The organism is Cellulomonas sp. NPDC057328, from assembly GCF_042667215.1.
GTDB lineage: Bacteria > Actinomycetota > Actinomycetes > Actinomycetales > Cellulomonadaceae > Cellulomonas.
The window spans coordinates 1-6,634 of the sequence record NZ_JBHUZW010000163.1 but is presented as its reverse complement, the minus strand read 5'-3'; the positions used below and the strand labels follow the sequence as shown (position 1 = coordinate 6,634).

The following is a 6,634-nucleotide window of genomic DNA, read 5'->3' as shown; positions in this document are numbered from 1 at the left end:
GGCGGGGTGTCGCGGGGTCAGGCCGTGGCGCGCGCGGCGTCGTCGATCAGGCGGGCGACGACGTCCGGCCGGGAGACGGTCACCGCGTGCGAGGCGTCCACCTCCACGGCGTGCGACGACGCGCGCTCGGCCATGAAGCGCTGGGCCTCGGCGGGGACCGCGAGGTCCTGGAGCGTGACGAGGGTCCAGGACGGGATCGTCCGCCACGCGGCCCTCGTCGCCTTGTCCGCCAGCGCGTCGCCGATGATCGGCCGCTGGGTGACGGCCATCAGCGCGGCGACGTCCGCCGGCACGTCCGCCGCGAAGACGGGGTGGAACTTCTCCTGCTCGATGTACAGGTCGTCGACGGTCCGGCCGTCCGGGCCGGGGACGGGCACCGGGCGCAGCGCCGAGCCGAGCTCGTTGCCGGGGAAGCGTCCGGCGAGGTCACCCGTGCTCTCCCCCTCCTCGAGCAGGAAGCTCGCGACGTACACCAGGGCCGTCACCCCGGGGTGCCCGTGCGCCGCCTCGCTCATGACGCTGCCGCCGTAGGAGTGGCCGGCGAGGACGATCGGCCCGTCGACGTCGTCGAGGACGGCGCGCAGGAGCTCCGCGTCGCCCTGGAGGGACCGGAGCGGGTTGGCCACCGCCACCACGGGGTAGCCGTGGCGCCGGAGCTCGGCGACCACGCCGTTCCAGCTCGACGAGTCGGCGAAGGCCCCGTGCACGAGCACCACCGTGGGGCGGGCGTCGGTGCGGGGCTCGAGCGTGCTGCTGCTGGTCATCGGTCTGTCCTCTCTCTCCACGGGCGACGCTCTGCCGCCCGGCCGTACCGTGCTCCCGCTGCAACGCTCACGGTATGCGATATATTGCATGCAGCGCGATACGCTGACAAGAGTCGACGCCGCCCCCGCCCGGCGCCCCGCACCCAGGAGAGGTCCCGACCCGTGCCGATCCCCCCGTCCGACCCCGGCGTCGACCGCAGCCTCCTGCGCGACGACGTCTACCGCCGCCTGCGCAACGCGATCGTCGACGGCACGTTCGCCCCCGGGGAGCAGCTGCGGGACCACGAGCTGGCGGTCTGGCTGGGCGTCAGCCGGACGCCGGTCCGCGAGGCGCTGCTGCGCCTCGCGCAGGGCGGGCTCGTCGTGGCCCAGCCCGGCCGGTCGACCGTCGTGAGCCCGCTGGACGTCCGCGGCACCCGGGACGCGCGGGACGTCGTCGCGGCGATGCACGAGCTGGCGGCGCGCGAGGCCGTCCCGACCCTGTCCGACACGGACGTGACCGCGATGCGCGACGCGAACCGCCGGTTCGCGGCCGCCGTCGCGGCCGACGACGTCGAGGGGGCCCTGCGCGCCGACGACGAGCTGCACGCCGTGCTGGTGCGGCTCGCCGACAACCGCGCGCTCGAGACGGTGCTGGAGCTGTTCACGCCGCTGGTGCGCCGCGCGGAGCGGCTGCGGTTCGGCTCGCAGGACGGCCGCGCCTCGGTCACCCAGCACGACGAGCTGATCCGGCTGTGCGCCGCCGGCGACGCCGAGGCGGCGGCCGCCGTCGCCTACGACACCTGGCACAGCCTGCCGAGCGCGGAGGGCTGACGGTCGCCGCCCGGCGTCACGGCGCGATGACCAGCTCCGCGACGAGGTCGCCCTCCATCGTGAAGCGGTAGGCGAGGTCGACGACCCCGCCGGGGAAGTCCCCCTCGAGGCGGTGCGTCGCGACCCAGTGCGTGCCGTCGACGCGCTCGGCGCCCAGGAGCTCGGTCGTGTACCGGTACTCGGTGCCCGCGCGGGAGAGGAACCGGCGGACCTCCTCGGTGCCGCGGTAGGTGGCGCCGTCGTCGACGACCACGGCCGTCGGGGCGAACGCGCGCAGCGCGGTGTCGACGTCCCGGGCCTCGTGCGCAGCGAGGTAGCCGCGGATCGTGGCAGGGAGCTCGGTGGGCGGGATGCGGGTCGGTGCGGTCATGGGTCGACCGTGCGTGCTCCCGCGCGGGGAGGCGCAAGCGCTGGACCCTCTCCCCGGGGGAGGGTGCACGATGGCGCCGTGCTGGCCATCGGCGAGTTCTCCCGCCTCACCCACCTGAGCGTGCGGACGCTGCGCCGCTACCACGACGCGGGCCTGCTCGAGCCGGCCACGGTCGACGACACGACCGGCTACCGCTGGTACAGCCCCGACCAGATCCCGACCGCGCAGGTCGTCCACCGCCTGCGCGAGCTGGACGTCCCCCTCGCGGACGTGCGCCGCATCCTGCGCACCCCCGACCCGACGACCCGCGCCCGCCTCGTGGCCGAGCACCTGCAGCGCCTCGAGCACGAGCTCGCCCGGACCCGCGCCGCCGTCACGTCGCTGCGCCGGCTGCTGGCGCCGGAGCCGCCGCCGCTGCACGTCGAGGTGCGCACCGTGCCCGCGACCACGGTCGCGGCGGTCGAGGGCGACGTGGCGCACGACGACGTCCTCGCCTGGTACTCCGGCGCGACGGCGGAGCTGGACGCCGTCGTCGAGCGGCCCACCGGCGCCCCCGGCGGGCTGTACGACGACGCGCTGTTCACGCACGGCCGCGGGCACGTGCTGGTGTACCGGCCGACGGACCGGCCCGCACGCGTCGGCCGCGTGCACCCGGTGACCCTGCCGGCCGTCGAGCTGGCCGTCGCCACCCACGTCGGCCAGCACGACGACATCCAGGTCACGTACGGGGAGCTCGGCGCGTGGGTGGTCGCCAACGCGCTCGCCGTGTCCGGCCCGGTGCGCGAGACGTACGCCGTCGGCCCGCGGGACACCCCGGACCCGGCGGCGTGGCGGACCGAGATCGGCTGGCCCGTCTTCCACGTGGCCGCCGGCTGACGCGGTCAGGCGGACGGGCCGCGCCGGAGCCCCAGCGTCGCGACGAGGTCCTCGTGCAGCTCGAACCACACACGGTGGCACGAGTCGACGTCGCTCCCGTCGACCCACGCCGTCTCCCCGGCGGCGGCCCGGCGCCGGGCCGCCGCGAACCGCCCGTGGTAGCCGGCGAACCGCACGAGCACGGCCGCGAGCCGGTCGGCGAGCGGCGCCAGGCCGTCCTCGACCGCACCGAGCTCGGCGAGGACGCGCGCGTCCCACGCGGCGTCGGCGTGGTCGTTGGGCGCCAGCCGGTCGCCGGCGGTGGGCCGCAGCTGCCAGTCGGTGCACGCCTGCCGCAGCCGGGCGTTGAGCGGCAGGAAGGCGCGGTGGACGTCGCGGACCTCGTCCTCCCCGCCGGCGTCGGCCAGCTCGGCGGCGAGCAGGCGCTCGTCCTCGGCGCGGCCCCGCTCGGTGAGGGACCACCCGCCCAGGCCGGCGAACTCGGTGTGCGTCACCCAGCCGCGCGCCTCGCCGTCGAGGAGCGTCTCGCGGGTCGCTGCCGGGTCGAGGGCGAAGCGCCGTGCGAGCGTGGGCACGTCCGCGAACCCGGTGAGGCGGACGGCGTGCAGGACGAGCAGGTCGGGCGCCGACGCGCGGGTCACGACGCGGCCCCGCGGCGGCCCGCCACCCGGGTGTGGTGCTGCTGGCAGGCCTGCGGGGAGTTGAACCCGGTCGCGTCGGCGATCTGCGCCCACGTCAGGCCGGCGCCGCGCGCGACGAACAGGAGGGCGCTCTCGAGGGCGTCGACCTCGGCGCGCGCCGCCGGGACGAGTGCGAGGGCCGCGAGGACGTCGGCGGGCTCGAGCTCCGCGGAGCGCCACAGCGCGAGGTGCGCGAGGTCGACGGCCGACGGCGGGACGGGTGCGCGCTGCCACGGGCGCTCGGCCAGCCGGTCGCCCCCGGCGCGCAGCAGCCGCGCGCGTGCCTCCGCCTCGTGGCGCGCACGCCCCTGGTCCTCGCGTGCCGCCCGGTCCTGCGCGTCCTTGCCACCCATGCTCCGAGGGTCCATAGTCAACGGATCGTTGTCAACGTGGTGTTGAGGAGAAGGCGTGCTCGTGCCGCTCGCGGACGCCGTCCGCGCGACCTGCGGCGGCAAGGCCGCCGCCCTCGGCGCACTGACCCGCGCCGGCCTGCCCGTCCCCGACGGCTTCGTCGTGCCGGTCGGCACCGGCCGGCACGACGACCACGGCGTCGACCACAGCGCCGACGACGTGCCCCCGCGGCTGCGGGACGCTCTCGCCCGCGCGCTGGAGGCGCTCGGCGGGACGGTGGCCGTGCGGTCCTCGGCCGCCGACGAGGACGCGGTCGGCGCCTCGGCGGCCGGCCAGTACGCGACCGTGCTGGCGGTGCGGGGCGTCGACGAGGTCGTCGACGCCGTGCGCACGTGCTGGGCGTCCCTGCACTCCGCGCGGGCCGTCGCCTACCGGGCGGCGACGGGCGCCGGGGCGGGCGCGCGGCCGCTGATGGGCGTCCTCGTGCAGCGCCAGCTCGACGCCGAGGTGTCCGGCGTGATGTTCACGCCGGACGGGCGGGGGACGACGCGGGTCGAGGCGTCCTGGGGGCTCGGCACGGGCGTCGTCGGCGGCACCGTGACGCCGGACGCCTACGACGTCGGGCCGACCGGCACCGTCACCCGCACCCTCGGCGACAAGCGCACGCGCACCGACCGGCACGGCGGGCGGCTCGTGACCCGCGACGTGCCCGCGCCCGACCGGTCCCGGCCGACGCTCGACGACGCCGCCGTCGCCCGCCTCGCCGCGCTGGGGGGACGCGCCGCGGCCGTGCTGGGCGGCGCCCAGGACGTCGAGTGGGCCGTCGTCGACGGCACGACCTGGCTGCTCCAGGCGCGGCCGGTGACGGCGGAGCTCCCGCGACCGGCGTCCGCCCGCGCGGCGACCGGCGCGGACGGGGCGTCGTCCGCCGCGGACGCCTCGTCCGGGTCGGAGGCGACGTCCGCCGTGCTCGTCGGCACGCCCGGCAGCGCCGGCTCCGCGACCGGCCCCGCCCGCGTCGTCCGCGGCCCGTCCGACGTCGCCCGCGTCCGCCCGGGCGACGTCCTCGTCTGCCCCTGGACCGACCCCGGCTGGACGCCCCTGCTGCGGGTCGCCGCCGCCGTCGTCACCGAGACCGGCGGGGTGCTGTCGCACGCGGCGATCGTGGCCCGCGAGCGCGGGATACCGGCCGTGCTGGGCGTGCCCTGCGCGACGACGACCCTGCGGGACGGCGCGCTCGTGACGGTCGACGGCACCGCCGGCACCGTGACCGCCGCCGTCGTCACCGGTCCCTGATCCCGCCCGGGCCAGGACCGCCACACCCCTTGACAACTTTTGTTGTCAGGGCCACGGTGGAGACATGCACGACGTCGAGGTCATCGAGGACGCCGACGCGGCCGCGGCCGCGCTCGACCCGGTCCGGGCCCGCCTGCTCACGGAGCTCGCGGTCCCGGCGTCGGCCGCCGGGCTCGCCGCACGCGTCGGCATCGCGCGGCAGAAGGTCAACTACCACCTGCGCACGCTCGAGGCGCACGGCCTCGTCCGGCTGGCGGAGGAGCGCCGGCACGGCGGCATCACCGAGCGGGTGCTCGAGGCGTCGGCGGCGTCGTACGTCGTGTCGCCGGCCGCCGTCAGCGCGTCGGCCGCCGACCCCGACGCCACCGCGGACCACCTGTCGGCCCGCTACCTCGTCGCGCTCGCCGGCCGGCTCGTCCGCGAGGTAGGCGCCCTGGCGCGCCGCGCGAGCACGTCCGGGGGGCGCCTGCCGACCCTGACGATCGACACGCGGATCGGCTTCCGGTCCGCCGCCGACCGGGCCGCCTTCGCCGACGACCTCACCGCCGCGGTGCTCGACCTGGCCGCGCGCTACCACCACGACGACGGGCGCCCGCACCGGCTCGTCGTCGCCGCCCACCCCGTCCCCGAGGAGGGACCATGAGCACCGCACCGCACGTCCCGTACCGCCTGGAGTTCAGCGTCGAGGTGCCCGGCACCCCCGAGCAGGTGTGGCAGGCCGTCGCCACCGCCGCGGGCATGAGCGCGTGGTTCCTGCCGACGCAGCTGGAGGAGCGCGAGGGCGGGTCCCTGCACTTCTCCATGGGCCCGGACATGGGCTCCGACGGCCACGTCACCCGGTGGGAGCCGCCGCACCGCCTCGTCTACGAGGAGGACTGGGCCGCGCTCATGGGCGTGGACCAGGACGCGCTCAGCCCGCTCACGTCGGAGTTCGTCGTCGAGGCGCGCTCGGGCGGCACGTGCGTCGTGCGCGTCACCAGCAGCGGCTTCGGCACCGGCGCCGACTGGGAGCAGGAGTGGTGGGACGGCATGGGCCCCGCGTGGCGGCCGTCGTTCGACGTCCTGCGGCTGTACCTCGCGGACTTCGCCGGCCAGGAGGCGACGCAGATGGAGGTCTCCGCCACCCACCCCGGCGACGCCGTGACGCTCTGGTCGACGCTGCGCGACGCGCTCGGCCTGCACGCCGAGGGCGCGACGGTCGACGCGCGCGGCGTCACCGGCACGGTCGTGCAGCTCGGCGAGCGGCACGCGCTGGTCCGGCTCACCGCGCCGGTGCCGGGCATGCTCACCGCGGCCGTCTACGCCGAGGACGACGGGAAGGCCGCGGCGAGCGTGCGGGCGTTCCTGTTCTCGCCCGACGCCGCGGACGTGGTGCGGCGCGAGGAGCCCGGCTGGCGCGACTGGCTGCAGGGCCTGTCCGTGCCCGTCTGACGCGGCGCACGGCGGCGGGTCCCCGGCGCGCGGGTGCGGGCGGTCGCGACGAC

General features: G+C 77.3%; 9 protein-coding genes. 5 read left to right on the top strand and 4 right to left on the bottom strand.

Going from position 1 to position 6,634, the window contains the following annotated elements; all coding sequences use genetic code 11:
* Positions 1-17: 17 nt before the first annotated feature.
* A complete protein-coding gene (locus ACFUMH_RS18100) occupies positions 18-764 on the bottom strand; it encodes an alpha/beta fold hydrolase (RefSeq protein ID WP_378208813.1) in 747 nt (248 codons plus the stop codon).
* A gap of 162 nt (positions 765-926) precedes the next feature.
* Between ACFUMH_RS18100 and ACFUMH_RS18095 the strand changes: the two genes are divergently transcribed.
* Positions 927-1,577 carry a GntR family transcriptional regulator gene (locus ACFUMH_RS18095; RefSeq protein ID WP_378208811.1) on the top strand — a complete coding sequence of 217 codons (651 nt, stop codon included), beginning with the start codon at positions 927-929 and terminating at the stop codon, positions 1,575-1,577.
* A 16-nt stretch (positions 1,578-1,593) separates the two neighbouring features.
* On the opposite strand, the gene ACFUMH_RS18090 is transcribed toward ACFUMH_RS18095, so the two are convergent.
* Positions 1,594-1,947, bottom strand: a complete 354-nt coding sequence (locus ACFUMH_RS18090; protein ID WP_378208808.1) for a nuclear transport factor 2 family protein — start codon at positions 1,945-1,947, stop codon at positions 1,594-1,596.
* A 78-nt stretch (positions 1,948-2,025) separates the two neighbouring features.
* Here ACFUMH_RS18090 and ACFUMH_RS18085 point away from each other — a divergent pair, with 78 nt between their 5' ends.
* Positions 2,026-2,823, top strand: a complete 798-nt coding sequence (locus ACFUMH_RS18085; protein WP_378208806.1) for a MerR family transcriptional regulator — start codon at positions 2,026-2,028, stop codon at positions 2,821-2,823.
* Between the two features lie 5 nt (positions 2,824-2,828).
* On the opposite strand, the gene ACFUMH_RS18080 is transcribed toward ACFUMH_RS18085, so the two are convergent.
* Positions 2,829-3,464 (bottom strand): transcriptional regulator, encoded by a 636-nt coding sequence (locus tag ACFUMH_RS18080; protein ID WP_378208804.1) that lies wholly within the window; start codon positions 3,462-3,464, stop codon positions 2,829-2,831.
* On the bottom strand, positions 3,461-3,856 hold the full coding sequence (locus ACFUMH_RS18075) for a DNA-binding protein (protein WP_378208802.1): 396 nt from the start codon (positions 3,854-3,856) through the stop codon (positions 3,461-3,463). The genes ACFUMH_RS18080 and ACFUMH_RS18075 overlap by 4 nt, the downstream gene beginning before the upstream one ends.
* Positions 3,857-3,911: 55 nt before the next feature.
* On the opposite strand from ACFUMH_RS18075, the gene ACFUMH_RS18070 reads away from it, so the two are divergent.
* The 3 genes from ACFUMH_RS18070 (at position 3,912) to ACFUMH_RS18060 (ending at position 6,581) form a co-directional block, all read left to right on the top strand.
* Positions 3,912-5,150 carry a PEP/pyruvate-binding domain-containing protein gene (locus ACFUMH_RS18070; protein WP_378208800.1) on the top strand — a complete coding sequence of 413 codons (1,239 nt, stop codon included), beginning with the start codon at positions 3,912-3,914 and terminating at the stop codon, positions 5,148-5,150.
* 64 nt (positions 5,151-5,214) lie between these two features.
* Positions 5,215-5,793 (top strand): ArsR/SmtB family transcription factor, encoded by a 579-nt coding sequence (locus tag ACFUMH_RS18065; RefSeq protein WP_378208798.1) that lies wholly within the window; start codon positions 5,215-5,217, stop codon positions 5,791-5,793.
* Positions 5,790-6,581 carry an SRPBCC domain-containing protein gene (locus ACFUMH_RS18060; protein ID WP_378208796.1) on the top strand — a complete coding sequence of 264 codons (792 nt, stop codon included), beginning with the start codon at positions 5,790-5,792 and terminating at the stop codon, positions 6,579-6,581. Before ACFUMH_RS18065 ends, ACFUMH_RS18060 begins: the two co-directional genes overlap by 4 nt.
* Positions 6,582-6,634 lie beyond the last annotated feature (53 nt).

What these genes read in the sequence shown, in the direction of transcription:
- ACFUMH_RS18100 (WP_378208813.1), bottom strand. Translation starts at nt 764, where the DNA reads ATGACCAGCAGCAGCACGCTCGAGCCCCGCACCGACGCCCGCCCCACG.
- ACFUMH_RS18090 (WP_378208808.1), bottom strand. Translation starts at nt 1,947, where the DNA reads ATGACCGCACCGACCCGCATCCCGCCCACCGAGCTCCCTGCCACGATC.
- ACFUMH_RS18075 (WP_378208802.1), bottom strand. Translation starts at nt 3,856, where the DNA reads ATGGGTGGCAAGGACGCGCAGGACCGGGCGGCACGCGAGGACCAGGGG.
- ACFUMH_RS18065 (WP_378208798.1), top strand. Translation starts at nt 5,215, where the DNA reads ATGCACGACGTCGAGGTCATCGAGGACGCCGACGCGGCCGCGGCCGCG.
- ACFUMH_RS18060 (WP_378208796.1), top strand. Translation starts at nt 5,790, where the DNA reads ATGAGCACCGCACCGCACGTCCCGTACCGCCTGGAGTTCAGCGTCGAG.